The following is a 24061-nucleotide window of genomic DNA, read 5'->3' as shown; positions in this document are numbered from 1 at the left end:
GAATGGGGCTCCGCCCGTTCGGGCCGGACCGGCTCGTGATGATGTATCGGAGGCCTGCGCGGTCTCCGCCCGACCTGACTTATTCATAGGAGCGCTGCAATGGCTTTCAAACTGACTGACTACGAAGCCTATGACTTTGCCAATCGCCGCCATATCGGTCCCAGCCCGACCGAGATGCGCGACATGCTCAAGGTGATCGGCTTCAAGACGCTGGACCAACTGATCGACGCCACCGTTCCGCCGGCGATCCGCCAGAAAGAGCCGCTGGACTGGGGCCCGGCGATGACCGAGCGCGATGCGCTGTTCTACATGAAAGAGGTGGCGAGCAAGAACAAGGTTCTGACCTCGCTGATCGGTCAGGGCTATTACGGTACCACCACGCCTGCGCCGATCCTGCGCAACATTCTGGAAAACCCGGCCTGGTACACCGCCTACACACCTTATCAGCCCGAGATCAGCCAGGGCCGTCTTGAGGCGCTTCTGAACTTCCAGACCATGGTCAGCGATCTGACCGGGCTGGACGTGGCCAACGCCTCGCTGCTGGACGAAGCCACAGCGGCGGCCGAAGCCATGGCGATGGCCAAGCGCGGCGGGCGTTCGAAAGCCAACAACGCGGCCTTTTTTGTCGATAAGAACTGCCACCCGCAGACCATCGCGGTGATCAAAACCCGCGCTGAGCCTCTGGGCATCGACGTGCAAGTCGCCGATCCCGACACGCTGGATGCAGGTGCTGTCTTTGGCGCGATCTTCCAATACCCCGGCACCCACGGCCATGTGCGCGACTTCACCAAGGAAATCGCAGCGCTGCATGAACACAAAGCCATTGCCATCGTGGCGGCCGACATCCTGTCGCTGGCGCTGCTGAAGTCACCGGGTGAGATGGGCGCGGATATCGCCATCGGCTCGACCCAGCGCTTTGGTGTTCCGATGGGCTATGGCGGCCCGCACGCCGCTTACATGGCGACCACCGACAAGCTGAAGCGGTCCATGCCGGGCCGGATCATCGGCGTCAGCATCGACAGCCGCGGCAACAAAGCGTATCGCCTCGCGCTGCAAACCCGCGAGCAACACATTCGCCGCGAGAAAGCGAACTCGAACGTCTGTACTGCGCAGGCGCTGCTGGCGGTGATTGCCTCGATGTATGCGGTCTATCACGGCCCCGACGGCATCAAGGCCATCGCGCAATCGGTACACCGCAAGACCTCGCGCCTGGCCGCTGGCCTGGAAGAGGCGGGCTTCTCGGTCGAACCCGAAGTGTTCTTCGACACCATCACCGTTGAGGTCGGCCATCTGCAGAAGACCGTCATGGAGGCCGCCGTAGCCCGGGGCGTCAACCTGCGCAAGGTCGGCGAGACCAAGGTTGGCATCAGCCTGGACGAACAGACCCGCCCCGAGACCATCGAAGCCGTCTGGGGGGCCTTTGGCATCGACAAGACAGACGACAGCTCGAACAAGCAGTACCGCCTGCCGGACTACGCGCTGCGCGAGACGCCCTATCTGACCCACGAGATCTTCCACAAGAACCGGGCCGAGGCCGAGATGACCCGCTATATGCGCCGTCTGGCCGACCGCGACCTGGCGCTGGACCGGGCGATGATCCCGCTGGGCTCGTGCACCATGAAGCTGAACGCCACGATCGAGATGATCCCGGTCACCTGGCCCGAGTTCGGCAATCTGCACCCGTTCTGCCCCGAAGATCAGGCGCAGGGCTATCACGAGATGATTGCCGATCTGAACGACAAGCTGTGCCAGATCACCGGCTATGACGCGATCTCCCAGCAGCCCAACTCGGGCGCGCAGGGCGAGTATGCAGGCCTGCTGACCATCCGCAACTATCACTTCGCCCGCGGCGAAGGGCACCGCAATGTCTGCCTGATCCCAACCTCGGCGCATGGGACCAACCCGGCCTCGGCGCAGATGGTGGGCTGGCAGGTTGTCCCGGTGCAGGCGGATGAGAATGGCAACATTGATCTGAACGACTTCCGCGCCAAGGCCGAGAAGCATTCCGATCATCTGGCCGGTTGCATGATCACCTACCCCTCGACCCATGGCGTGTTCGAGACCACCGTGCAGGAGGTCTGCCAGATCACCCATGATCACGGCGGTCAGGTCTATATCGACGGCGCCAACATGAACGCCATGGTGGGTCTGTCGCGTCCCGGTGACATTGGCGGCGATGTCAGCCACCTGAACCTGCACAAGACCTTCTGCATCCCGCATGGCGGCGGCGGTCCCGGCATGGGTCCAATCGGCGTCAAGGCTCACCTGACCGAACACCTGCCCGGCCATCCGGAATACGGCACCGCCGTGGGTCCGGTCTCGGCGGCGCCCTTCGGCTCGCCCTCGATTCTGCCGGTCAGCTGGGCCTATGTGCTGCTGATGGGTGGCGCGGGCCTGACCCAGGCGACCAAAGTAGCGATCCTGAACGCCAACTACATCGCGGCGCGTCTGCAGGATGCCTATCCGATCCTCTACACCTCCGAGACCGGTCGTGTGGCGCATGAATGCATCCTCGACACCCGTCCGCTGGATGAGGCGGCGCATGTGACCGTGGATGACGTCGCCAAACGTCTGGTCGACAGCGGCTTCCACGCGCCGACCATGTCCTGGCCGGTGGCGGGCACCCTGATGGTGGAACCCACCGAGTCCGAACCAAAGGACGAGCTGGACCGTTTCTGCGACGCCATGCTCTCGATCCGGGCCGAGGCGCAGGACATCATCGATGGCAAGATCGACGCGGAGAACAACCCGCTGAAAAACGCCCCCCACACGGTGCGCGATCTGGTCGGCGACTGGGACCGCCCCTACACCCGCGAACAGGCCTGCTTCCCTCCGGGCTCCATGGGCGTCGACAAATACTGGTCCCCCGTCAACCGCGTCGACAACGCATACGGTGACCGAAACCTCGTCTGCACATGCCCACCAATGGAAGCATACGAAGAAGCAGCAGAGTAGCCAAAACATGACCCCCGCTGAAAGGCGGGGGTCATCGAAGGGAACAATGCGTCCCTCACTCGACCCAATCAAACCAGTTGGTGGTTCTGATGAAGCATTATGTCATACGAAATTGTCACGCAGGTGCAGCTCAAATCGCCAACGTGGCAAAAGAACGCCCTCATCACATCGAAGTCATTCTGCGCTGCCAAGAGGATAGGGCATCAGCAGAATTGGTCGTGGAGTTTTTCGATGCGTTGAACAAATTGATCGCTAAAAAAGCCTATGTGGTGACAGCACGTGTTGTTGCTACCGACAAAGTTGGTGGACCACTTGATTGGGCTGGGCGGACTACGGTGTTCTGGGGCGACTTGGAGAGTGCATGGTGCCCGGCAGGAGACCAAAAGCTTTGGGTTTCGCAAGTGATGAATCTGTCACCCAGAGTGATTTTGGTCGGTGGCGCCGTGATGTTGCTGGCACAGATGGCAGGCTCTGAACCTAGGGCGGCTGCAGTGCATGCCACTTTTCCTGACTTCCGACCTTTTTGTTGATCTGACTGGGTTTTTGGTTTGTTTTCAGGTGTGGTTGCTCAGAGGCGCGTTGTAGTGCCCCATTATTATAAAAAGTATTGACATGGGCCTTCAGATGGCTAACCTCTTCGCCCATGTTCATCCGCACCAAACATGACGCAAAGCTCAACCGCACACGGATCCAGATCGTTGAATCCGTCCGCACCGGCTCCAAGGTACGCCAGAAGATCCTGCGCCATGTGGGTGTGGCCCATAACGACAGCGAGATTGAGGATATCAAGCGTCTGGCGGGCCGCTTGATGGAGCAATTACGCATTGATCGCTCGCCGCAAATGGAACTGTTCACGCCCACGGAATATGCCGATCTGCAGGCGCTGGTGCGCCGCGCTCCGCGGCCGGACAAGCTTGGCGTTGATCTTGCCGAGTGCCGTGAGGAGGCGCGGGTCTCTCTGGGTCTGCGGGATGTCATGGGGACGATGTATGACCAACTGGGTTGGGGGGCCCTTCTGGGGGCGGCGCGTAAAAGTGCCAATCGCATTGTGAAAGAGCTGGTTATGGCGCGGATCGCACAGCCCGAGAGCAAGCGCGCGACCGTGGAGGCGTTGGAGAACCAGGCAGGCATCACGCTCAATCTGGACGTGGTCTATCGGAGCATGGATTACATCAATACGCCGGTGATAGACGGGATTTGCAAAACCTCTCACGCGGCGGCAGAGAAGTTGCTGGGCGGGCCAGTGACCGTGCTGTTCTACGATTGCACGACCCTGGCCTTTGACACCGAGCGCGAGGACCCGGCCGAGGATGCGGACGGGGTCGAGCAGGATCATCTTCTGGCCAAGGGCTTCAGCAAGGATGGCAAGCATCACCGCGCTCAGGTCATGCTGGCGCTGATCGTCACCTCCGATGGGCTGCCTGTGGGCTATGAACTCTTCCCGGGAAACACCTGGGAAGGTCATACGCTGGAAGCTGCGCTGAAGGCGTTGGAGGGACGCTTCGACGTGGCCAGGGTCACGTTCGTGGCCGATGCCGCCATGCTCAGCAAGGACAACCAGCAGATGTTGCAGAACAAGGGTCTGCCCTACATCCTCGGCTATCGCATGAAGTCCGCCCCGGCCGCCGTGAAGGCGAACATTTTGAGCCCGGAGGGACGCCAGCCTTGGGCTGGACACGGTTCTGAAGAGGCAACCGAGAAGGGCTGGTACAAGGTGATCGACCAGGAGGGAGCGCGGGTCATTGTGACCTGGTCACCCACCCGGGCACGCAATGATGCCCACAAGCGCGACAAGGCAATCGAAAAGCTGCACAAGAAGCTCAAGCGCTCTCGCAAACCCGGCAGCTTCAGCAGCCGGGGATATGGCCGCTTCCTGGCCTTCCCCGACAGCGGGGACGTCACGCTGGATGATGCAAAGATCAAGGCAGCGGCACAATGGGACGGGCTGCATGCCATTGTTGTTCATGGTGCGGACGAACTGGAGGCACAGGACGTCATTGCCCGCTATCACCAGTTGTGGGAGATCGAAGCCTGCTTCCGCACCAACAAGCACGATCTGAAAATCCGGCCCATCTATCACTGGTCGCCGCGTCGGGTCCGGGCCCATATCGCCATCTGCTACATGGCCTTCTGCTGCCTGCAGCACCTGCGCAAGCATCTGGACCTGCTCGGACACCCGATGAGCCCGGCTCGTATCCGCAACGAGTTGAACGCATTGCAGCTCTCGATCCTGCGCCACAAAGGCACCCCTGACCGCTACGGCATGCCAAGCCATGCCACGGTCGATGCCAGACGCATCCTCACCTGCGTCGGCCTGACCTGGAACGAAGCCCCTTTCAAGATACCCCCCGGGCGCACCCGAAAAACTGGCCAGACCAAAGCCTGAGCTCCCTCAACACTCCGAAACAATCGCTGGCGAAAAAAGTCCGTGTAGTGCCTTTTGGCAACCAAGGCATAATAATATCAATGACTTATACGAAAAAATGTCGGAAGTCAGGAAGAACGCCCTCATCACATCGAAGTCATTCTGCGCTGCCAAGAGGATAGGGCATCAGCAGAATTGGTCGTGGAGTTTTTCGATGCGTTGAACAAATTGATCGCTAAAAAAGCCTATGTGGTGACAGCACGTGTTGTTGCTACCGACAAAGTTGGTGGACCACTTGATTGGGCTGGGCGGACTACGGTGTTCTGGGGCGACTTGGAGAGTGCATGGTGCCCGGCAGGAGACCAAAAGCTTTGGGTTTCGCAAGTGATGAATCTGTCACCCAGAGTGATTTTGGTCGGTGGCGCCGTGATGTTGCTGGCACAGATGGCAGGCTCTGAACCTAGGGCGGCTGCAGTGCATGCCACTTTTCCTGACTTCCGACCTTTTTGTTGATCTGACTGGGTTTTTGGTTTGTTTTCAGGTGTGGTTGCTCAGAGGCGCGTTGTAGTGCCCCATTATTATAAAAAGTATTGACATGGGCCTTCAGATGGCTAACCTCTTCGCCCATGTTCATCCGCACCAAACATGACGCAAAGCTCAACCGCACACGGATCCAGATCGTTGAATCCGTCCGCACCGGCTCCAAGGTACGCCAGAAGATCCTGCGCCATGTGGGTGTGGCCCATAACGACAGCGAGATTGAGGATATCAAGCGTCTGGCGGGCCGCTTGATGGAGCAATTACGCATTGATCGCTCGCCGCAAATGGAACTGTTCACGCCCACGGAATATGCCGATCTGCAGGCGCTGGTGCGCCGCGCTCCGCGGCCGGACAAGCTTGGCGTTGATCTTGCCGAGTGCCGTGAGGAGGCGCGGGTCTCTCTGGGTCTGCGGGATGTCATGGGGACGATGTATGACCAACTGGGTTGGGGGGCCCTTCTGGGGGCGGCGCGTAAAAGTGCCAATCGCATTGTGAAAGAGCTGGTTATGGCGCGGATCGCACAGCCCGAGAGCAAGCGCGCGACCGTGGAGGCGTTGGAGAACCAGGCAGGCATCACGCTCAATCTGGACGTGGTCTATCGGAGCATGGATTACATCAATACGCCGGTGATAGACGGGATTTGCAAAACCTCTCACGCGGCGGCAGAGAAGTTGCTGGGCGGGCCAGTGACCGTGCTGTTCTACGATTGCACGACCCTGGCCTTTGACACCGAGCGCGAGGACCCGGCCGAGGATGCGGACGGGGTCGAGCAGGATCATCTTCTGGCCAAGGGCTTCAGCAAGGATGGCAAGCATCACCGCGCTCAGGTCATGCTGGCGCTGATCGTCACCTCCGATGGGCTGCCTGTGGGCTATGAACTCTTCCCGGGAAACACCTGGGAAGGTCATACGCTGGAAGCTGCGCTGAAGGCGTTGGAGGGACGCTTCGACGTGGCCAGGGTCACGTTCGTGGCCGATGCCGCCATGCTCAGCAAGGACAACCAGCAGATGTTGCAGAACAAGGGTCTGCCCTACATCCTCGGCTATCGCATGAAGTCCGCCCCGGCCGCCGTGAAGGCGAACATTTTGAGCCCGGAGGGACGCCAGCCTTGGGCTGGACACGGTTCTGAAGAGGCAACCGAGAAGGGCTGGTACAAGGTGATCGACCAGGAGGGAGCGCGGGTCATTGTGACCTGGTCACCCACCCGGGCACGCAATGATGCCCACAAGCGCGACAAGGCAATCGAAAAGCTGCACAAGAAGCTCAAGCGCTCTCGCAAACCCGGCAGCTTCAGCAGCCGGGGATATGGCCGCTTCCTGGCCTTCCCCGACAGCGGGGACGTCACGCTGGATGATGCAAAGATCAAGGCAGCGGCACAATGGGACGGGCTGCATGCCATTGTTGTTCATGGTGCGGACGAACTGGAGGCACAGGACGTCATTGCCCGCTATCACCAGTTGTGGGAGATCGAAGCCTGCTTCCGCACCAACAAGCACGATCTGAAAATCCGGCCCATCTATCACTGGTCGCCGCGTCGGGTCCGGGCCCATATCGCCATCTGCTACATGGCCTTCTGCTGCCTGCAGCACCTGCGCAAGCATCTGGACCTGCTCGGACACCCGATGAGCCCGGCTCGTATCCGCAACGAGTTGAACGCATTGCAGCTCTCGATCCTGCGCCACAAAGGCACCCCTGACCGCTACGGCATGCCAAGCCATGCCACGGTCGATGCCAGACGCATCCTCACCTGCGTCGGCCTGACCTGGAACGAAGCCCCTTTCAAGATACCCCCCGGGCGCACCCGAAAAACTGGCCAGACCAAAGCCTGAGCTCCCTCAACACTCCGAAACAATCGCTGGCGAAAAAAGTCCGTGTAGTGCCTTTTGGCAACCAAGGCATAATAATATCAATGACTTATACGAAAAAATGTCGGAAGTCAGGATCTTCATACGAATTCCTTCACGATCTGTCGGCGTGAGACGGACGGATCGGAAACATTCCAAACCTTTCAACTGTCCGCGCAGGCGCTTGAGCAGTTCTGTCAGAGCCTTGATGCGGATGACGAACTGGCGGTCGAGGCCACCGGCAACACGGCCTGGTTCTGCGGTGAGGTGGAACCCTGTGTCGGCCGGATCGTTGTGGTCAACCCGCGCCAGTTTAAAGTGATCCGCACATCGGTGAAGAAAACCGATCGCAACGATGCCCGCGCCCTGGCGTTTTTCCTGTCGAAGGACATGCTGCCGGAAACCCGGCTCAAGTCCACTCAGGAAAGCGAACTGGCCTCGCTGACCCGGACGCGTGACATGCTGGTCAAACAGCGCACCATGCTGCTGAACGGCATCCACGCGATGTTTGTCCGCCACGGCATGAAGCTGAAGAAGGAAGGGTTGTCCAGCAAGAAGCGCCTGCGCGACCTGGATCTCAGCCGCTTCACACCGCTTGAGCAGGTCGAACTGGCGGCATTGCGGGACCAGGCGCTCGGCCTGACCGAAACCCTGAGCCGTCTCGACAAGGCCATCGAGGAGGCCGCCTCGGCCATGAAAGGCTTTGAGGGGCTCACCAGCATCAAGGGGATCGGTGCGCGATCTGCCGCGGTCCTGCTGGCGGGGATCGGCAGGGTTGAAGACTTCTCCGACGCGGACAAGCTGGCCGCCTATGTCGGCATCGTGCCCAAGGTGAGCAACTCAAACGAAACCGAACATCACGGGCGGATCACGAAGCGCGGCAACAAGCTCATGCGCACCACGCTGGTGCAATGTACGCTCATCGCGATCCGCTATTCGGGATATCTCAACAGCCATTATCGGCGCATCAAGGAACGCCGTGGCGCGGGCAAGGCGATCATAGCCACTGCCCGCAAGCTGCTCAAGATCATCTATGACACGCTCAAGAACGGCTGGGTCTTCGACGATTTTGTCGAATTTAAAATCAAACAAAATCAATGTCATGCTTGACAATCATCATAGGAGTAGCCAAAACATGACCCCCGCTGAAAGGCGGGGGTCATCGAAGGGAACAATGCGTCCCTCACTCGACCCAATCAAACCAGTTGGTGGTTCTGATGAAGCATTATGTCATACGAAATTGTCACGCAGGTGCAGCTCAAATCGCCAACGTGGCAAAAGAACGCCCTCATCACATCGAAGTCATTCTGCGCTGCCAAGAGGATAGGGCATCAGCAGAATTGGTCGTGGAGTTTTTCGATGCGTTGAACAAATTGATCGCTAAAAAAGCCTATGTGGTGACAGCACGTGTTGTTGCTACCGACAAAGTTGGTGGACCACTTGATTGGGCTGGGCGGACTACGGTGTTCTGGGGCGACTTGGAGAGTGCATGGTGCCCGGCAGGAGACCAAAAGCTTTGGGTTTCGCAAGTGATGAATCTGTCACCCAGAGTGATTTTGGTCGGTGGCGCCGTGATGTTGCTGGCACAGATGGCAGGCTCTGAACCTAGGGCGGCTGCAGTGCATGCCACTTTTGAAGCGGCTGCTTTTGAACAGGGAATTGTCAGCTGCGGGGCATCAACTTGCCTGGCGACAGATGGTCGATTGCACAGCGCCAATACACGCATCAGTGCTCTGGGATTACTTTCGGAGCTCGTTTCGGATGATCACGGTCAACATATTGCTGATGCGCTACGCAGATATGTCGGATTGAGCGAGCCCGGGAAGAGAACCGAGAGTCAAATTGCCAATCGGCTCATCGGCGAAGCCAAAGGGGACGAGGTGGTCATTCATACGCTGGCGACCATGATGAGGCATATCGAAGACCCGTTGAGCATTTCAGAACTTGCCGCGAAAGTTGGTACATCTGTCCGGCAGCTTCAGAGAAGATATCTCAGCAAAACAAATGCGAAGCTTCTGGACACTTACAAAGAGTTGCGTTTGGAGAGGGTTGGGATCTTGCTCAAATACACGGACATGCCCTTTGCAGAAGTTGCCGCCGCGACTGGGTTTTCGTCTCGTTCCGCCATGTCCCGGAGCTTCTTCAAACATTGCAAATCTACTCCCGAAGAAAGCAGGAAGCGGCGGTATCTTGGGTGTGAATAGAACGAGAGCTCTCAATTCAGCGTGCAGTTTCTGGATGCGCAAGAGCACCTAATAGCGAACAGTTTGGCGTTCAAAAACAAGGGCGTGGACGCCTGATTGGCTGCGCCAATCGTGGCGCGAAGACCAAGTAACACGACATCTGTGATAGCCAAGGGCGTCTGGTAAACCTTTTTTACTGCCGGGCACGCTAGCGACTAAATCGGCATGCGGGCCTTGCTTAGCAGCGTGTCAGATGTTGACTGGCTGATTGAAGACCATGGCTAAGACGCTGACCGGCATGTGAGATGCGTCGAAAGAAAAAGGGATACGCGCCTGTTTCTAAGGTCGAAGGCGACGCACGGAGGCTGTCAAATACGACAAAGGTCACTAAAAAGGGTGTAACCGGATCGAAATCATGCTCTATAGCCTCAAGGATTTGCGGCGTGTCGCAATCCGCTCCAACAGATGTTCCAAGGTATTTCTGTCCGCAATAGCACTTGGTTGGGGTCACGCTTTGCGATATACGAATTCTCTTTCAGGATTGGCTGACATGGCGTCCAAAACATCTTTGACCCGGCCGTGCAGAGGCGACTTTTTGCAAACGGGATCTGTGGCTTCGGCATCCTGCGCGAAGGCCATCGATTGACACCGACAACCTCCGAAGTCGATCTCTTTCCTCTCGCAGCTTTGGCAGGGTTCGGGCAACCAATCGGTTCCCCGATAGGCGTTGAAGGCGCTGCTGTGGTTCCAGATGTCCGATAATGGTTTATCGCGCACCGACTCGAATTCCAGATGGGTGATCGTCTGTGCCGCATGGCAGGGCAGGACGGTGCCGTTGGGCGTGATGTTCAGGCCCGTGGACCCCCAACCGCCCATACAGGCTTTGGGATAGTCCGAGTAATAGTCGGGCGGCACGAAGTCGATGGCCAGAACACCTCGTAAATCCTTGCTGGCGCGGACAACGGTGTCTTTCACGGCCCGGGTCTGCTCAAGCGTCGGCAGCAGTGCGGCGCGGTTCGACAGAGCCCAGCCGTGGAATTGCACACAGGCGACCTCGAGCCTGCGGGCACCCAACTCAACGGCCATTTCAATCGTGCGATCCAGATCATCCAGGTTGTGGCGATGCATGACCGCGTTCAGGGTCAGCGGGATGCCCCTGTCACCGATCTCTTTGACGATGATCATCTTTCGGTCAAAGCCGCCGCGATAGCCGCCAATGCGATCGGCCAGATCGGCATTCGTGCCCTGCAAGGACAGTTGGATGTGATCCAGCCCTGCCGCCTCGAGCCTGGCCAGCCGTTTGGCGGACAGTCCGATGCCGGAGGTGATCAGGTTGGTGTAAAGCCCGATACGGGCGGCCTGCGCGGTCAGGTCTTCGAGATCGCGGCGCGAAGCAGGTTCGCCCCCTGACAAGTGCAATTGCAGGACGCCCATTTCGAAGGCTTGCTGGAACACATCCGCCCAAGTCTGCGTGTCGAGTTCCGTTTCCTTGCGCTCAAGCTCCACAGGGTTGCTGCAATAGGGGCAGCTGAGCGGGCAGCGGTGGGTAAGTTCGGCCAAAAGCGCGATGGGGGCTGGGGCGGTCATGTCTGCACCAACACGTAAAGGCGGCTGCGCAGGGCCTGCAGGAAGTGTTGAACATCGGTTTCGACCTGATCGGTAGGGGCGCCGTAGGTGGTGGCAAGATCGGTGACGATCTGGCGAAACGAGGTCTTACCATCGACTCGTGACAGGATGGCGACACCGATATCGTCCAGTTCGATCACCTTTTCCGGGGCTTGCAGGACCATGCGGTCGCGCACAGCGTCGCGCTGAACCCGCACGCCGCGCGGCAGATAGGGGCAGTCGGTCTGGTGCAGCTCAAGCGTCATAGCAGGCCTTCCCCCGGCTTCCACGCACCGGGCGGGACTAGGCCAGGCTCTACATATCCGGACCAAAGCGCATCCAGCTGCGCCCACAACACGTTGGTTTTGAAAATCAGCGCTTCGCAGGCCATGTCTTCCTTTTCCTCTGTGTCCGCATGGTCCAAAACCCAGTTCAGGCCGAATGCCACATCCTTGGGGGCTTGGGTCAGGCGTTTTTGGAAATAGGAGAGGCTGTCGGAATTGGCGAAGTCATAGTGCTGCAACAGGCCCTCAATCCGCTGTTCGTGGATTTTAGGGGCAAACAGCTCGGTCAGAGAAGAAGCGACCGCCTGCAACAGGGGTTTTTCGCGCACGTAATGCACATAGGCGTCGACGGCGAACTGCGTTGCGGGCAGGATGCCGCGACCCGAGGCGACATAGTCGGGGTCCAGCCCTACAGCCTCGGCCAGTTTCAGCCAGCGCCGGATGCCGCCGCCCTCGGTCACGCCGCCATCGTGGTCTTCGATGCGGGATCGCCACTCGCGCCGGATATCGGGGTCGGTGCAGCGCGACATGAAGGCGGCGTCCTTCATCGGGATCGCCGCCTGATAGGCCCAGCGATTGATCACCCAGGCGCGCACCTGGTCTGGGGTACATTCCCCGCTGTGCAGCCGGTGATGAAACGGGTGTTTGTCGTGGTAGCGCTCAGCCCCGTTCTGACGCAGGCGGGCCTCAAGACTGTCGCGGCTCATATCGTGATCTCCTGCCCGTCATAGGCAATGGTCCAGCCTGCGGTTTCCACAAAGGCTCGTTCCGGGCTATCGGGTTGCAGAACAGGGTTGGTGTTGTTGATGTGGATGAAGGTTTTCGCGGCGCGGACGTCTTGCAGTCGGGCGATCGAACCCTCGGGTCCGCTGATCGAGATATGCCCCATCCGTTGCCCGGTTTTCACTCCGGTTCCGGTGCGGATCATCTCATCATCATCCCAAAGTGTACCGTCAAAGAATAGCTGGTCGGCATCCGCAATTCGGACCAACAGGTCATCGGTCACCTGCGCGCAGCCGGGAATGTAATAAGCAGTCTTGTCGGCGGCGGTCAGCCGGACGCCCACGGTCTGTTCACCCAATAGATCGGTCTGAACACTGTCGCCCTCCATGAACAGAGGGACCTTACCGGGCACCGCAAACAGCTGCGCCTGCAGCCCCTTTTGAAGGTTGAATTCATCAACTAGGGCAATCTGGCGGCGGTCCACTTTCTCGCGGTTGACCGCGTCGAAAATCCGGTTCTGGGACAGCACATCCAGAATATCGCCCGTGGCAAACAGGGTGAAAGGGGTCTGTTCACGCAAGCTGAGCAGCCCGGCGATATGGTCGATATCCCCGTTTGTCAGCAGAACCGAAGCAACAGGCGTGTCGCGCAGCGCGCGCGGGTGCATTTTGGGGCTGTCCAGCATCTGCTGGCGAATATCAGGCGAGGCGTTCAGGATGCTCCAATTCAGACCATCTGGGGACACCGCCAAAGAGGATTGGCCGGACGGCGGGATCTTGCCCTTACGGGCGTCCTCGCAATTCCGGCAACCGCAGTTCCATTGTGGCAAACCGCCACCTGCAGAAGCCCCAAGAACCAGGAAATGCACTTTGGGCCTCCGCTGCGTTTACGTGATCAGAACAGGTCGGGCTCGTACTCGCGGCCTTCGTCCTCGGACGGAGAATACATGTTGATCTCCATGCCGCAGTTCACTTCTTTCAGCTTCGGTGTGCTCCAGGTCATAGTGTCCTCCCGATGAATGACTGGCGTTGTTAAAACCTACTACCGGCACGATTTTCGGAAAATGCTCCTTTGGTCGTAGGGATGGGATGTAGTGTTGAGGGCCGAGGCGGCTGCGTCAACCGCCTTGGGGTCGTAGAGGCGGGACCTAGGACTTTCGTCGAATGTCACCGTCGCGGGGTGAAATATAGTCTCACGCTCATGCGCGCGATCCTGTTTCTTGTGTTTTTGCTCATCAGCGGCCTGTCGGTTCAGGCAGAGCCTCTGCCGCGTGAGCAGATCGAAACCTATATCCGCGCCCCGTTTTCACTCGGCGATGCGCTGAACGATGACGGGGTTTACAGCCTACTGAACTCGGGCGGCAGTGAGGCCGGATATGTGTTTGAATCCGAACCTTTAGCCCCCTTGCCGGGGTTTTCGGGCGCGCCGATCAACATGCTGGTGGTGCTGGACCTTGAGGGACGCTTTTTGGATGTCCAACTAATCGAACACAACGAGCCGATCTTTGTCTCGGGTCTGGGTGAGGCCCCGTTTCACAAGTTCTTTGAACAATATGGCGGGCTGTCGATTTCGGATTCGATTGTGGTGGGAACACCCTATGGCGATGCGGCGGCGGGTTCACAGCTTGTCTATCTGGATGGCGTCACCAAGGCGACGGCCAGTGTGCGCATTGCCCACGAATCCGTCATGGGGGCCGCGCTGGCAGTGGCCCGCGAAAAGATGCAGGGACTGGCCACCGCGCCGCCCGCCTTTCCCGACCCCGAGTACCAAGAGGACCTGACCTGGCAGGATCTTGTCGATCAGGGCATCGCCACGCGCAAGACCTACACCAACGCGCAGGTCGACGCCTTGTTCGCAGACACCTTGTGGGAGGATGACGACCCCGAGGCGCAGGAGTATCCGAATGAGCCATACTTGGATATCTGGGTCGTTGATCTGGGCCCAACTTCAATCGCCCGCGCTGCGCTGGCCGAGGACAGTTTCGACGAACTCCAGAGCTTTCTGGAAATCTCGGACAATGATGAACCGATCCTGGTGATCGAAACCGCGCGCCACGGTTTGGTCAGCGAGGACTTCGTGCGCAATACAGCTCCAGACTGGCTGTCAGCAGAACAGGACGGTTTTCCGGTTGCGCTGCGCGATGCCGATCTGTTTGTAGAGCTGGCCGATGGCCTGCCCGATGGCACAGCCATGATCTTGCGAACGGACCGTAGGCTGGGATTTGACCCTTCGCGCGATTGGGTTCTGAAGGTGCTGGCCGTGCGGGAACACGGCATGTTCCAGCCCGAAACAGGCTCGGTCACGCTTGAGGTGCCCCATATCACGCCCGAACGGTTCTTTACCCGTCCGGTTCAGGTAACGCCGGTCCCGCCATGGCTTGAGGCGCTCCGCAACCGTCAGGGTGACATGATCGTTCTTGGGCTCTTCCTGACAGGTCTCGTCGCCGCGCTCAACTTTTGCATGAATGCACTGGCGGCGCAGCCTTTGTTCACGCCCCTCCGCTTGGGCGTACTGGCCGTTGTCATCGGTTTTGTCGGATGGTGGGGGCAAGGGCAGCTGTCCATCGTCACCGTTCTTGGAACACTCAGAGCAGCAGTCGAGGGTGGCAGTTTCGCATTCCTTCTTTATGACCCGTTTTCCTTGCTGATCTGGGCGGTTTCGATCGCTGGTTTCATCGCATGGGGTAGGGGGCTGTTCTGCGGTTGGCTCTGTCCCTTTGGCGCGATGCAGGAGTTCGCGCATCACCTCGGCAAAGCCCTGCGCCTACCGCAAATTGAGCCGTCCGAGGCCTGGGACAGGCGTCTGAAATGGTTGAAATATGTCATCCTCGCGGGTCTTGTGGGCGTAGTGTTCGCCGCCCCCGATCAGGTGGACAAAGCCGCCGAGGTCGAGCCCTTCAAAACTGCGGTGACCACTTACTTTGTGCGGGAGTGGTATTACGTGGCCTATGCGGCGGGATGGCTGTTCCTTGGAATGGTGCTATTCAAGGGATTTTGCCGCTATGTCTGTCCGCTTGGCGCTTTCATGGCGATCGGCGGGCTGTTGCGCGGGCGCGATTGGATAGACCGACGCGCGGAATGTGGCTCTCCCTGCCAATTGTGCAAGGTCAAATGCAAATACGGGGCGATCGCCAAAAGTGGGCGTATCCAATATGACGAATGCTTTCAATGCCTTGACTGCGTGACGATCCATGACGACAGCACGAAATGCGTACCCCTGATTGTCGCTGCCCGACGCCAAGCCAGAGAGGTCGCCGCCGAATGATAAGCCGCCGCCGCTTCCTTGCCATCTCTGCCGCCGCGCTGGCGACCCCGGCTACGGCCCAACCCACAAAATGGCAGGGCTACGCTTTGGGTGCAGAGGTCAGTCTAACCTTTGACGCGCCTCCCCAGATTGCCGAACCCGCCATCGCCCGCATCCGAGCCGAGCTTGAACGCTTTGAGGCATTGTTCAGCCTCTACCGTCCCGAATCCGATTTGTCTCGGCTGAACCGCTCCGGTTTTCTCAATGCCCCCGCTCCCGAAATGCTAACGCTTCTGCAGGCCTGTGATCGCGCCTACCGGCAGACCGACGGGCGCTTTGATCCAACCGTTCAAACCGTGTGGCAGGCAGCGGCCCAGAACGGAGATCTTGAGGCCGCGCGCCAAGCTATCGGATGGGACCGGGTTCGAATTTCGCCCGATCACATTGCGCTGGATGCCGGTCAGGCACTGACGCTGAATGGTATTGCGCAGGGCTACGCCACGGATCTGGTCACAGAGGTGCTGCGCCAGGAGGGGTGGGGGAACGTATTGGTCAATATCGGTGAGTACTACGCCGCAGGGCGCAACTGGACCCTTGGCGTCTCCGACCCTCAACACGGGATCGTTCAGACCCGGACGCTCAAAGATCAAGCGATTGCCACCTCCAGCCCAGGTGCGTTGCGACTGGGTGGCGGTCAATTTCCTGACTTCCGACATTTTTTCGTATAAGTCATTGATATTATTATGCCTTGGTTGCCAAAAGGCACTACACGGACTTTTTTCGCCAGCGATTGTTTCGGAGTGTTGAGGGAGCTCAGGCTTTGGTCTGGCCAGTTTTTCGGGTGCGCCCGGGGGGTATCTTGAAAGGGGCTTCGTTCCAGGTCAGGCCGACGCAGGTGAGGATGCGTCTGGCATCGACCGTGGCATGGCTTGGCATGCCGTAGCGGTCAGGGGTGCCTTTGTGGCGCAGGATCGAGAGCTGCAATGCGTTCAACTCGTTGCGGATACGAGCCGGGCTCATCGGGTGTCCGAGCAGGTCCAGATGCTTGCGCAGGTGCTGCAGGCAGCAGAAGGCCATGTAGCAGATGGCGATATGGGCCCGGACCCGACGCGGCGACCAGTGATAGATGGGCCGGATTTTCAGATCGTGCTTGTTGGTGCGGAAGCAGGCTTCGATCTCCCACAACTGGTGATAGCGGGCAATGACGTCCTGTGCCTCCAGTTCGTCCGCACCATGAACAACAATGGCATGCAGCCCGTCCCATTGTGCCGCTGCCTTGATCTTTGCATCATCCAGCGTGACGTCCCCGCTGTCGGGGAAGGCCAGGAAGCGGCCATATCCCCGGCTGCTGAAGCTGCCGGGTTTGCGAGAGCGCTTGAGCTTCTTGTGCAGCTTTTCGATTGCCTTGTCGCGCTTGTGGGCATCATTGCGTGCCCGGGTGGGTGACCAGGTCACAATGACCCGCGCTCCCTCCTGGTCGATCACCTTGTACCAGCCCTTCTCGGTTGCCTCTTCAGAACCGTGTCCAGCCCAAGGCTGGCGTCCCTCCGGGCTCAAAATGTTCGCCTTCACGGCGGCCGGGGCGGACTTCATGCGATAGCCGAGGATGTAGGGCAGACCCTTGTTCTGCAACATCTGCTGGTTGTCCTTGCTGAGCATGGCGGCATCGGCCACGAACGTGACCCTGGCCACGTCGAAGCGTCCCTCCAACGCCTTCAGCGCAGCTTCCAGCGTATGACCTTCCCAGGTGTTTCCCGGGAAGAGTTCATAGCCCACAGGCAGCCCATCGGAGGTGACGATCAGCGCCAGCATGACCTGAGCGCGGTGATGCTTGCCATCCTTGCTGAAGCCCTTGGCCAGAAGATGATCCTGCTCGACCCCGTCCGCATCCTCGGCCGGGTCCTCGCGCTCGGTGTCAAAGGCCAGGGTCGTGCAATCGTAGAACAGCACGGTCACTGGCCCGCCCAGCAACTTCTCTGCCGCCGCGTGAGAGGTTTTGCAAATCCCGTCTATCACCGGCGTATTGATGTAATCCATGCTCCGATAGACCACGTCCAGATTGAGCGTGATGCCTGCCTGGTTCTCCAACGCCTCCACGGTCGCGCGCTTGCTCTCGGGCTGTGCGATCCGCGCCATAACCAGCTCTTTCACAATGCGATTGGCACTTTTACGCGCCGCCCCCAGAAGGGCCCCCCAACCCAGTTGGTCATACATCGTCCCCATGACATCCCGCAGACCCAGAGAGACCCGCGCCTCCTCACGGCACTCGGCAAGATCAACGCCAAGCTTGTCCGGCCGCGGAGCGCGGCGCACCAGCGCCTGCAGATCGGCATATTCCGTGGGCGTGAACAGTTCCATTTGCGGCGAGCGATCAATGCGTAATTGCTCCATCAAGCGGCCCGCCAGACGCTTGATATCCTCAATCTCGCTGTCGTTATGGGCCACACCCACATGGCGCAGGATCTTCTGGCGTACCTTGGAGCCGGTGCGGACGGATTCAACGATCTGGATCCGTGTGCGGTTGAGCTTTGCGTCATGTTTGGTGCGGATGAACATGGGCGAAGAGGTTAGCCATCTGAAGGCCCATGTCAATACTTTTTATAATAATGGGGCACTACAACGCGCCTCTGAGCAACCACACCTGAAAACAAACCAAAAACCCAGTCAGATCAACAAAAAGGTCGGAAGTCAGGAGACCCGGACGCTCAAAGATCAAGCGATTGCCACCTCCAGCCCAGGTGCGTTGCGACTGGGTGGCGGTCAATTTCATGTCCTGAATCCAAAAACCATGCACCCACCCCAATGGGCGACGGTCAGCGTTCAGGTTGCAGACGCGACATCGGCAGATGCATTGTCAACGGCGCTTTGCCATGCAGATGAGGGTGAGATTCAAACCATCCTGGATCGAACAACCAAGAGCACGACTGTGATTTGTGTTCACCAGAATGGTTCTGTCCGGACTTTCCAACCATAGCAAAAGCCCCGGGGTTTTGCCCGGGGCTTTTGGGTTTGTTGTTTCTGTGTTTACGCGCAGTCTTGGACGGCGCGTTTTGTCATGACGCTGACGAGATGCGCGCGGTAGGTTTTGCTGCCATGCAGGTCGGCGATCATGTTCATCGGGTTGACACTCAGCCCCATCAACGCCTCGGCGTTGAAAGATTTGTTTAAGGCCTCTTCGGCCTCTGCCCACCGGAACACACCGTCTTCGCTGGCGCCGGTCACGGCGACACGGACACCATCTGCAAAGCGCGCCACGTAGACACCGACCAGGGCAAACCGGGACGCGGGCTGTAGGAACTTCTGATAGCTCGCCGCCTGCGGCACCGGGAAGCGGACCGAGGTGATGATCTCACCCTCATCCAGCGCGGTGGCAAACATGCCCTGAAAGAAGTCATCCGCCGCGATCTGCCGCGCGTTGGTCACGATGGTTGCGCCCGAGCCCAGCACACCCGCCGGATAACAGGCCGCCGGATCATTGTTGGCCACCGACCCGCCGATGGTGCCGCGGTTGCGCACCGCCGGATCACCGATCTGACCCGCCAAGGCCGCCAGCGCCGGATACGACCCCGCCGCCTCACGCGCCACCGTGGCATGGGGCGTCGCCCCGCCAATGACGACCGAGCCGTCATCCTCGACGCAGACACCCTGCATCTCGGCAATCCCACCCATGCTGACCAGCACCGAAGGGGCCGCCAAACGCTGCTTCAGCGTCGGGATCAGCGTCTGACCCCCGCCCAATGGCTGCGCATCCTCGGCCCCCAACGCAGCAACCGCGTCGGCAATGCTCGAGGGCTTCTCAAACTCGAAACTGTACATTCCGCTTTTCCTTTCCGAAGAGCGCAAATCCGCTCTTCATCTGGCTAAAAATACCTCGGGGGTCCGGGGGCTGGCCCCCGGTCCGCCCTCTCAACTCAGCTGTTCATCGCCGCCCAAACGCGCGACGGGCTTACTGGCATGTCGATGTGATCCACCGCCTTGCCGCCCGAGTTCATCGCATCCAGAACCGCATTGACCACAGCCGGCGGAGAGCCGATCGCCCCGGCCTCACCACAGCCCTTCACACCCAGCGGGTTATGCGTACAGGGCGTCTGGCTGGAATGATCCACGCCGTAGAAGGGCACATCATCGGCGCGCGGCATGGCGTAATCCATGAAGGACGCGCTCAACAACTGGCCATTCTCATCATAGGCGCAGTTCTCCAGCAGAGCCTGGCCGATGCCCTGACCAATGCCGCCATGCACCTGACCATCCACGATCATCGGGTTGACGATGTTGCCAAAGTCATCCGCCGCGGTGAAGGCCTCGATGCTGACTTGACCGGTCTCGGGGTCCAGCTCGACCTCGCAGGCATAAGCGCCCGAGGGGAAGGTGAAGTTGGCCGGGTCGTAGAACGCGGTCTCCTCCAGCCCCGGCTCAACCTCCAGCGGGAAGTTATGCGGCACATAGGCCGTCAGGGTCACATCGCCCCAGGCCACCGACTTGTCGGTGCCTGCCACGCTGAACTGACCGTCCTTCAGCTCGATATCGGTCTCGGAGGCCTCCAGCAGGTGGGCTGCGATCTTCTTGGCCTTGTCGATCACCTTCTCGGTGGCCTTCACCATGGCTGAGCCACAGACCGCCAGCGAGCGCGAGCCATAGGTGCCCATGCCGAACGGAATCTTCGAGGTGTCGCCATGCACAATCTCGACCATCGACTCGTCGATGCCGATCATGTCGGCCACAACCTGCGGGAAGGCGGTCTCATGCCCCTGCCCGTGGCTATGCGCACCCACCATGACGCTGATCGAACCGGTGGCATTCACCCGCACGGTCGCCGCGTCATAAAGACCCGCCCGGGCCCCCAGCATGCCAACGATGTTCGAGGGCGCAATGCCGCACGCCTCGATATAGCAGTTGATGCCCAGACCGCGCAGTTTGCCCTTGGCCTCGCTGGCCGCACGGCGGGCCGCAAAGCCTGCCAGATCAGCCGCAGCCTCAAGCTTGTCCATGGTCCCGTTGTAATCCCCGGTGTCATAGGTCAGCGCGACCGGCGTGTCATAGGGGAACTGGGTGATGAAGTTCTGACGGCGCAGGGCAATCGGATCGACCCCCAGCTCGCGCGCGGCCTTGTCCACCACGCGTTCCAACTGGAACGTCGCCTCGGGCCGGCCCGCGCCGCGATAGGCATCCACCGGCACTGTGTTGGTGAACATCGCCTTCACATTCACCTGAATGACCGGCGTCTTGTAATTGCCTGCCATCAGCGTGCCGTGTAGCCATGTGGGCACGGAACTGGAGAAGGTCGACAGATACGCCCCAAGGTTCGCGTAGGTGTTGGTCCGCAACCCGATGAAGTTATTGTCTGCATCCAGCGCCAGTTCGATTTTGCTGACATGATCCCGGCCATGGGCGTCCGACATGAACGCCTCGGACCGGCTGGAAGTCCACTTCACCGGGCGGTTGCAGGCCTTGGCGGCGAAGGTACAGAACGCCTCTTCCGCATAGTGGAAGATCTTGGTGCCAAAGCCACCGCCCACATCCGGGGCCACCACGCGGACCTTATGCTCGGGCAGGCCCAGCACAAAGGCGCACATCAGCAGGCGGATCACATGCGGGTTCTGCGAGGTGGTATAGAGCGTGTACTCATCCGTGCCCCGCTTATACTCACCCACCGCCACGCGTGGTTCCATCGGGTTGGCGACCAGGCGGTTGTTGACCAGATCCAGCGTGGTCACATGGGCCGCATTGGCGAAGACCTCATTGACCTTTGCATCGTCAGTCTCGCCCAGTTGCCAGTCATAGCAGATGTTGTTCTTCAGATCGTCATGGACCAGCGTCGCGCCCTCTTGCGCTGCGGCCTTCATGTCGATCACGGCGGGCAGTTCCTCGATCTCGAGGTCAATCGCCTCGGCCGCGTCACGCGCCTGCTCCAGGCTGTCGGCCACAACGGCGGCGATGGGATCGCCCACATGGCGCACCTTGCCCTGGGCCAGAATGGGATGCGCAGGCTCCTGCATGGGCGCGCCGTGCTTGTCCGTCACCTCCCAGCCGCAGGGCATGCCGCCCACGCCTTCGAAATCCTTGCCGGTGAACACCTTGACCACGCCCGGCATGGCCTCGGCCGCCGAGGTATCAAGGCTGGTGATCCGGCCATGCGCGATATCCGAGCGCAGGAAATGAACATAGGCCTGTCCGGCCACGTTGATGTCGTCGGTGTAATTGCCTGCTCCGGTCAGAAAGCGCACGTCCTCGCGCCGCTTGGAACTGGCTCCGATGCCACTGTCTTTGGGCATTGCTTGTTCTCCTCCCTCGGGCCGCTTATTCGGCGGCGATGCTGCTGACGTCCTGGCCCGAAGCGGCCATGATCGCCTTGACGATGTTGTGATAGCCCGTGCAGCGGCACAGGTTGCCTTCCAGATACTTGCGGATCTCGGCCTCGGACGGGCGCGGATTGTCCTTCAGAAGCGCCGCCGCGCTCATCACCATGCCTGGCGTGCAGAAGCCGCATTGCAGCCCGTGGTGATCCTGAAACGCCTGCTGGATCGTATTGAGCGTCCCATCCTCGGAGGCCTGACCCTCGATCGTGCCGACCTCGGCCCCGTCGGCCTCAACCGCCAGCATGTTGCACGACTTCACGGCCTCGCCGTTCACATGCACCACACAGGCCCCGCATTGCGCCGTATCACAGCCAACATGCGTCCCCGTCAAAGACAAATGATCCCGCAAAAAACCAGACAATAACGTCCGACCCTCAACATCACCGCTCACAGACAGACCATTCACAGTCAGCGATATTTTCATCACATTTTCCTCCCTTAAATCCGTAGCTCAACCGCCCAATACGCGCTTGAGCCAGCCTTTCTTTTCGGTTGCCTCTTCCGCTTGTGGTTCGGGTTCAGCTGCCGCTTCGCTGGCGGGGGCCTCTGGCTCGACCTCGATCGCACTTTGGAAATTCTGAAAGAACTGATCCGCCATTTTCTTGGCGAACCCGTCCACGACGCGACCGCCCAGCTGGGCCAGCTTGCCGCCCACGCGCGCATCCACGTTGTAGGTCAGCAAGGTGCCTTCGGGGACATCGGACAGCGTGACATCTGCTGCGCCCTTAGCAAAACCGGCAGCGCCGCCCTTGCCTTCGCCTGACAGTTTCAGGCTTTCCTCGGACACCATGTCGGACAGGGTCACTTTCCCTTTGAACGTGGCTTTGACGGGGCCGACTTTCTGCACCACGGTGGCATCGAACCCGTCCTCGGCGGTGCCGGTCATTTCCCGGCAGCCAGGGACGCATTCGCGCAGAACATCTGCCGACAGCAGGGCATTCCAAACCTCGGACCGTGGCGCGGCTATTGTGCGGCTGTCATGTAACTCCATGTCACTCCTCCAGAGTTTTTTCCAACCTAGGGCGTCGGGGCCGCAAAGCATATGCGACCTTGGGCGTAGTCAGCGCAGTTCGGGAGGGGTGTGCGTCAGCCCGTAATCCTCGAAGATTTTGGCGATGCGGCCATCCTGAAGTGCTGCATAGATCGCGTCATCGACCGCATAGCTGAGGCCGCGATAGGCAAAATGCACGGCCACGCCGCTGGTCCAGGTGCTGACGGCAAAGCCGGGCAGCGGAGGGGTGTGGATATCCAGATCGGGGGTCAGTCCAGCCTCAAGCTGGGCGCGGGGGCCCATTGCGGCCATCGTTTCGCCTGCGGCCAAGGCCTCCATCGCCTGATCCGCGGTTGGGAACCGGCTGACATTCTGCGACAGTTGCCCGCCGGGAAAAGACGACAGGTAGAAATCAGCAATCGAATCGTTTTCAACCGCGACGGTGTCAAAACGGAAATAGGCCGGAACCGGAGGGTCTTCGGGATAGGCATCGCGGCGAAAGGCGATGGCGATTTCCTCGTCATGATACTGGCCGGTGAACACCACCTGTTCGACTCGGCAAGCAAATTCGCTGTCATAGGGAATGTGCAGCATGACATTGGCCACGCGCCCGTTGATCAGAGGACCTTTCCAGATCCAGTTGCGCAGATCGGCCTCTAGGTTTTCTCCGGCTGCGACCAGATTGAACCGGGGCTCGACCCCCAGATCCTGCGCGATCAGCTTGCCGATTTCGATGTCCACGCCCTGTATCTTGCCGTCCTTCTCAAAGGACCAGGGCGCGAAGTCTTCGTAGGCCGCGAACTCAATATAACCGCGCTCGACAATGGTATCGAGGTCAGCGCCCACGATGTCGCGGCTGGCATTCTGGGGTTTGGGTTGGGGCACATGGTCTTCACACCTGGCCAGAGCCGACCCGGCGGACAGGGCGGCGACCAACAGGGAGAAAATGAAATGGCGTCCGATCATGTGCCC

22 protein-coding genes and 1 pseudogene are annotated in these 24061 nt (G+C 59.7%); 10 read left to right on the top strand and 13 right to left on the bottom strand.

All coding sequences use genetic code 11. The features are described 5' to 3' along the window. Positions 1–99 precede the first annotated feature (99 nt). Entirely contained in the window at positions 100–2955 is a 2856-nt protein-coding gene (gene gcvP / locus ACOERD_RS09185) for an aminomethyl-transferring glycine dehydrogenase (protein ID WP_419738812.1), read from the top strand. An 89-nt stretch (positions 2956–3044) separates the two neighbouring features. Next, positions 3045–3485 (top strand): hypothetical protein, encoded by a 441-nt coding sequence (locus ACOERD_RS09180; protein ID WP_419738811.1) that lies wholly within the window; start codon positions 3045–3047, stop codon positions 3483–3485. On the opposite strand, the gene ACOERD_RS09175 is transcribed toward ACOERD_RS09180, so the two are convergent. Beyond that, positions 3433–3606: a hypothetical protein gene (locus ACOERD_RS09175; RefSeq protein ID WP_419738810.1), complete on the bottom strand. Its 174-nt coding sequence runs from the start codon at positions 3604–3606 to the stop codon at positions 3433–3435. The two genes, ACOERD_RS09180 and ACOERD_RS09175, sit on opposite strands and share 53 nt — an antisense overlap. Between ACOERD_RS09175 and ACOERD_RS09170 the strand changes: the two genes are divergently transcribed. Then, entirely contained in the window at positions 3599–5341 is a 1743-nt protein-coding gene (locus ACOERD_RS09170) for an IS1634 family transposase (protein ID WP_419737624.1), read from the top strand. The two genes, ACOERD_RS09175 and ACOERD_RS09170, sit on opposite strands and share 8 nt — an antisense overlap. A 439-nt stretch (positions 5342–5780) precedes the next feature. Here the strand turns inward: ACOERD_RS09170 and ACOERD_RS09165 are convergent, their stop codons facing one another. Beyond that, positions 5781–5954: a hypothetical protein gene (locus ACOERD_RS09165; RefSeq protein ID WP_419738810.1), complete on the bottom strand. Its 174-nt coding sequence runs from the start codon at positions 5952–5954 to the stop codon at positions 5781–5783. On the opposite strand from ACOERD_RS09165, the gene ACOERD_RS09160 reads away from it, so the two are divergent. The 4 genes and pseudogenes from ACOERD_RS09160 to ACOERD_RS09145 all read left to right on the top strand — a co-directional run. Further along, complete coding sequence (locus tag ACOERD_RS09160) at positions 5947–7689, top strand: IS1634 family transposase (RefSeq protein WP_419737624.1); 1743 nt, start codon at positions 5947–5949, stop codon at positions 7687–7689. The two genes, ACOERD_RS09165 and ACOERD_RS09160, sit on opposite strands and share 8 nt — an antisense overlap. Positions 7690–7776: 87 nt before the next feature. After that, positions 7777–8814, top strand: coding sequence for an IS110 family transposase (locus ACOERD_RS09155; RefSeq protein ID WP_419738905.1), 1038 nt, complete (start codon positions 7777–7779; stop codon positions 8812–8814). A 107-nt stretch (positions 8815–8921) separates the two neighbouring features. Next, entirely contained in the window at positions 8922–9908 is a 987-nt protein-coding gene (locus ACOERD_RS09150) for a helix-turn-helix domain-containing protein (protein ID WP_419738809.1), read from the top strand. 71 nt (positions 9909–9979) lie between these two features. Beyond that, positions 9980–10386: pseudogene (locus tag ACOERD_RS09145) on the top strand (IS5/IS1182 family transposase); the annotation flags it as partial. Positions 10387–10394: 8 nt separating this feature from the next. Here ACOERD_RS09145 and pqqE read toward each other — a convergent pair. From pqqE to pqqA, 5 genes are read right to left on the bottom strand one after another with little or no spacing between them, the layout of a single operon-like run. Further along, positions 10395–11474 (bottom strand): pyrroloquinoline quinone biosynthesis protein PqqE, encoded by a 1080-nt coding sequence (gene pqqE / locus ACOERD_RS09140; protein ID WP_419738808.1) that lies wholly within the window; start codon positions 11472–11474, stop codon positions 10395–10397. Continuing rightward, positions 11471–11758 (bottom strand): pyrroloquinoline quinone biosynthesis peptide chaperone PqqD, encoded by a 288-nt coding sequence (gene pqqD, locus ACOERD_RS09135; protein WP_419738807.1) that lies wholly within the window; start codon positions 11756–11758, stop codon positions 11471–11473. The genes pqqE and pqqD overlap by 4 nt, the downstream gene beginning before the upstream one ends. Next, the gene (pqqC, locus tag ACOERD_RS09130; RefSeq protein ID WP_419738806.1) at positions 11755–12483 is read right to left on the bottom strand and encodes a pyrroloquinoline-quinone synthase PqqC; all 729 of its coding nucleotides are present in this window, start codon (positions 12481–12483) and stop codon (positions 11755–11757) included. Before pqqC ends, pqqD begins: the two co-directional genes overlap by 4 nt. Beyond that, positions 12480–13367 carry a pyrroloquinoline quinone biosynthesis protein PqqB gene (pqqB, locus tag ACOERD_RS09125; protein ID WP_419738805.1) on the bottom strand — a complete coding sequence of 296 codons (888 nt, stop codon included), beginning with the start codon at positions 13365–13367 and terminating at the stop codon, positions 12480–12482. The genes pqqC and pqqB overlap by 4 nt, the downstream gene beginning before the upstream one ends. A 26-nt stretch (positions 13368–13393) precedes the next feature. Then, entirely contained in the window at positions 13394–13501 is a 108-nt protein-coding gene (pqqA, locus tag ACOERD_RS09120; RefSeq protein ID WP_152460716.1) for a pyrroloquinoline quinone precursor peptide PqqA, read from the bottom strand. A 198-nt stretch (positions 13502–13699) separates the two neighbouring features. Between pqqA and ACOERD_RS09115 the strand changes: the two genes are divergently transcribed. Together ACOERD_RS09115 and ACOERD_RS09110 are read left to right on the top strand one after the other, a co-directional pair. After that, on the top strand, positions 13700–15763 hold the full coding sequence (locus ACOERD_RS09115) for a 4Fe-4S binding protein (protein WP_419738904.1): 2064 nt from the start codon (positions 13700–13702) through the stop codon (positions 15761–15763). Beyond that, positions 15760–16470 (top strand): FAD:protein FMN transferase, encoded by a 711-nt coding sequence (locus tag ACOERD_RS09110; RefSeq protein ID WP_419738804.1) that lies wholly within the window; start codon positions 15760–15762, stop codon positions 16468–16470. Before ACOERD_RS09115 ends, ACOERD_RS09110 begins: the two co-directional genes overlap by 4 nt. Before the next feature lie 85 nt (positions 16471–16555). Here ACOERD_RS09110 and ACOERD_RS09105 read toward each other — a convergent pair whose 3' ends face one another. After that, entirely contained in the window at positions 16556–18298 is a 1743-nt protein-coding gene (locus ACOERD_RS09105) for an IS1634 family transposase (RefSeq protein WP_419737624.1), read from the bottom strand. Here ACOERD_RS09105 and ACOERD_RS09100 point away from each other — a divergent pair. Then, positions 18291–18716, top strand: a complete 426-nt coding sequence (locus ACOERD_RS09100; RefSeq protein ID WP_419738803.1) for an FAD:protein FMN transferase — start codon at positions 18291–18293, stop codon at positions 18714–18716. The two genes, ACOERD_RS09105 and ACOERD_RS09100, sit on opposite strands and share 8 nt — an antisense overlap. Before the next feature lie 50 nt (positions 18717–18766). Here ACOERD_RS09100 and ACOERD_RS09095 read toward each other — a convergent pair whose 3' ends face one another. From ACOERD_RS09095 to ACOERD_RS09075, 5 genes are all read right to left on the bottom strand, one after another. Next, complete coding sequence (locus ACOERD_RS09095) at positions 18767–19558, bottom strand: FAD binding domain-containing protein (RefSeq protein ID WP_170668513.1); 792 nt, start codon at positions 19556–19558, stop codon at positions 18767–18769. A gap of 95 nt (positions 19559–19653) precedes the next feature. Next, positions 19654–22014 (bottom strand): xanthine dehydrogenase family protein molybdopterin-binding subunit, encoded by a 2361-nt coding sequence (locus ACOERD_RS09090; protein ID WP_419738802.1) that lies wholly within the window; start codon positions 22012–22014, stop codon positions 19654–19656. A gap of 25 nt (positions 22015–22039) precedes the next feature. Beyond that, the gene (locus tag ACOERD_RS09085; RefSeq protein WP_419738903.1) at positions 22040–22522 is read right to left on the bottom strand and encodes a (2Fe-2S)-binding protein; all 483 of its coding nucleotides are present in this window, start codon (positions 22520–22522) and stop codon (positions 22040–22042) included. A gap of 27 nt (positions 22523–22549) precedes the next feature. Further along, complete coding sequence (locus tag ACOERD_RS09080) at positions 22550–23089, bottom strand: CoxG family protein (protein WP_419738801.1); 540 nt, start codon at positions 23087–23089, stop codon at positions 22550–22552. A 69-nt stretch (positions 23090–23158) separates the two neighbouring features. Next, positions 23159–24055, bottom strand: a complete 897-nt coding sequence (locus ACOERD_RS09075) for a transporter substrate-binding domain-containing protein (RefSeq protein WP_170666748.1) — start codon at positions 24053–24055, stop codon at positions 23159–23161. Between the last annotated feature and the right edge of the window lie 6 nt (positions 24056–24061).

The sequence above is a fragment of the Ruegeria sp. genome (assembly GCF_965199275.1).
Classification (GTDB): Bacteria; Pseudomonadota; Alphaproteobacteria; order Rhodobacterales; family Rhodobacteraceae; genus Ruegeria.
This window is presented reverse-complemented; position numbering and strand designations above follow the sequence as displayed.

What these genes read in the sequence shown, in the direction of transcription:
- ACOERD_RS09180 (WP_419738811.1), top strand. Translation starts at nt 3,045, where the DNA reads ATGAAGCATTATGTCATACGAAATTGTCACGCAGGTGCAGCTCAAATC.
- ACOERD_RS09110 (WP_419738804.1), top strand. Translation starts at nt 15,760, where the DNA reads ATGATAAGCCGCCGCCGCTTCCTTGCCATCTCTGCCGCCGCGCTGGCG.
- ACOERD_RS09115 (WP_419738904.1), top strand. Translation starts at nt 13,700, where the DNA reads ATGCGCGCGATCCTGTTTCTTGTGTTTTTGCTCATCAGCGGCCTGTCG.
- gcvP (WP_419738812.1), top strand. Translation starts at nt 100, where the DNA reads ATGGCTTTCAAACTGACTGACTACGAAGCCTATGACTTTGCCAATCGC.
- ACOERD_RS09100 (WP_419738803.1), top strand. Translation starts at nt 18,291, where the DNA reads ATGAACATGGGCGAAGAGGTTAGCCATCTGAAGGCCCATGTCAATACT.
- ACOERD_RS09175 (WP_419738810.1), bottom strand. Translation starts at nt 3,606, where the DNA reads ATGAACATGGGCGAAGAGGTTAGCCATCTGAAGGCCCATGTCAATACT.
- pqqD (WP_419738807.1), bottom strand. Translation starts at nt 11,758, where the DNA reads ATGACGCTTGAGCTGCACCAGACCGACTGCCCCTATCTGCCGCGCGGC.
- ACOERD_RS09105 (WP_419737624.1), bottom strand. Translation starts at nt 18,298, where the DNA reads ATGTTCATCCGCACCAAACATGACGCAAAGCTCAACCGCACACGGATC.
- ACOERD_RS09095 (WP_170668513.1), bottom strand. Translation starts at nt 19,558, where the DNA reads ATGTACAGTTTCGAGTTTGAGAAGCCCTCGAGCATTGCCGACGCGGTT.
- ACOERD_RS09165 (WP_419738810.1), bottom strand. Translation starts at nt 5,954, where the DNA reads ATGAACATGGGCGAAGAGGTTAGCCATCTGAAGGCCCATGTCAATACT.
- ACOERD_RS09150 (WP_419738809.1), top strand. Translation starts at nt 8,922, where the DNA reads ATGAAGCATTATGTCATACGAAATTGTCACGCAGGTGCAGCTCAAATC.
- pqqE (WP_419738808.1), bottom strand. Translation starts at nt 11,474, where the DNA reads ATGACCGCCCCAGCCCCCATCGCGCTTTTGGCCGAACTTACCCACCGC.
- pqqC (WP_419738806.1), bottom strand. Translation starts at nt 12,483, where the DNA reads ATGAGCCGCGACAGTCTTGAGGCCCGCCTGCGTCAGAACGGGGCTGAG.
- ACOERD_RS09080 (WP_419738801.1), bottom strand. Translation starts at nt 23,089, where the DNA reads ATGGAGTTACATGACAGCCGCACAATAGCCGCGCCACGGTCCGAGGTT.
- ACOERD_RS09160 (WP_419737624.1), top strand. Translation starts at nt 5,947, where the DNA reads ATGTTCATCCGCACCAAACATGACGCAAAGCTCAACCGCACACGGATC.
- pqqA (WP_152460716.1), bottom strand. Translation starts at nt 13,501, where the DNA reads ATGACCTGGAGCACACCGAAGCTGAAAGAAGTGAACTGCGGCATGGAG.
- ACOERD_RS09170 (WP_419737624.1), top strand. Translation starts at nt 3,599, where the DNA reads ATGTTCATCCGCACCAAACATGACGCAAAGCTCAACCGCACACGGATC.
- ACOERD_RS09085 (WP_419738903.1), bottom strand. Translation starts at nt 22,522, where the DNA reads ATGAAAATATCGCTGACTGTGAATGGTCTGTCTGTGAGCGGTGATGTT.
- ACOERD_RS09075 (WP_170666748.1), bottom strand. Translation starts at nt 24,055, where the DNA reads ATGATCGGACGCCATTTCATTTTCTCCCTGTTGGTCGCCGCCCTGTCC.
- ACOERD_RS09090 (WP_419738802.1), bottom strand. Translation starts at nt 22,014, where the DNA reads ATGCCCAAAGACAGTGGCATCGGAGCCAGTTCCAAGCGGCGCGAGGAC.